This is a genomic window from Kitasatospora sp. NPDC001225, from assembly GCF_053597855.1.
On record NZ_JBSFJC010000452.1, the window covers coordinates 1 to 1377 of the forward strand.

Annotated in this window: 2 protein-coding genes; both read left to right on the forward strand. The window is 73.9% G+C overall.

The window, feature by feature from the left end; translation table 11 throughout:
* The coding region (locus ACWDCZ_RS41385) for a DUF5996 family protein (protein WP_449818730.1) at positions 1 to 714 on the forward strand (714 nt) is incomplete at its 5' end.
* 236 nt (positions 715 to 950) lie between these two features.
* On the forward strand, positions 951 to 1377 hold a 427-nt coding region (locus tag ACWDCZ_RS41390; protein ID WP_449818731.1), incomplete at its 3' end, for a siderophore-interacting protein.

A 1377-nucleotide genomic window follows, 5' to 3' on the forward strand; every position in this document is an offset into this window, starting at 1 on the left:
GTGGTCTCCTCCTCGGACGGCCGCACGGCCTCGTTCCCGCTCACCGGGCAGTCCGTGGCGTCGTTCTACCGCCGTACGCTCGACTCCCTCGCGGCGGTCGGCGTGCCGGTCACGGTCTCGCACCCGTTCCCGTTCGACCTGCCCGACGCCGGCCGGCCGTTCACCGAGGACACCGAGCACGCCGCCTACGACCCGTTCTGGGTCAACCGCTACTGGCAGGTGCTGAGCCAGGTCAACCTGGTGCTGGAGGAGTTCGCCGCCGGCTTCTGCGGGAAGATCAGCCCGGTGCACCACTTCTGGCACACCTTCGACATCGCCGTCACCCGCTTCTCCGGCCGGGTGATCGAACAGCCGCGGACCGTCGACCCGGTGACCCGCGAGGCCTACTCCCGCGAGGTCGTGAGCTCCGGTTTCTGGTTCGGCGACGACTCCTTCCCGGACCCGGCCTTCTACTCCTACGCGGCCCCCGAGCCCGCCGGCCTGGCCGACAGCCCGCTCCGCCCCGGTGCCGCCCGCTGGGTGGAGCGCAGCGGCAGCCACCTTGCCGTCCTGCCGTACGACGAGGTCCGCGGCCGGGAGGACGCGCGTGCCGTGGTGCTGGACTTCTACGAGTCCGTCTACGAGCCCGCGGCCCGCCTGGCCGGCTGGGACGTCCGGGGCGAGGCCTCGCCCGGCGGCATCACTGACCCGGTGGCGGCCGGGAGCGGTGACTGACGGGAACGGCGGCTGACGGGAACGGTGACTGACGGCGAACCAGGGCGGCTGTCCTCGGCGCGGAGTTTAGGTTAGCCTCACCTAAGCTGCGGTGCGCGTCGGCGACGTACGGACCGGCACGGCCGCGGCGTCCGCCCGTTCGCTGGAAGGAGCCCGCCCTGTCCACCGTCACCGCTCCCGCCCGTTTCGCGCTCTTCCCCCTGCGCGTCGCCCGCACCGCCAGGCTCACCCCGCACCTGGTCCGCGTCGCGCTCACCGGTGAGAGCCTCACCGGGTTCGTCAACGGCGGCCTCGACCAGCGGATCAAGCTGCTGCTGCCGCTCCCCGGGCAGTCCGAGCCGCTGATCCCGCCCGGCGACGGCGACTTCGGCTGGTACCAGAGCTGGCGGGAGGCCGACCCGCGGGTGCGCCCGGTGCTGCGCACCTACACCGTCCGCGGCCAGCGCCGCGACCCCGACGAGATCGACATCGACATCGCCGTGCACGGGGACCTTGGCCCGGGCTCCCGGTGGGCCGCCACGGCCGCGCCCGGCGACCGGGTGGTGGTCTGCGGACCGGCCGTCGAGGAAGCCGGCGGCGTGGAGTTCCGGCTGCCCGCCGACCCCGGCTGGGTGCTGCTGGCCGGGGACGAGTCGGCGCTGCCCGCCATCGCCGCCATCCTGG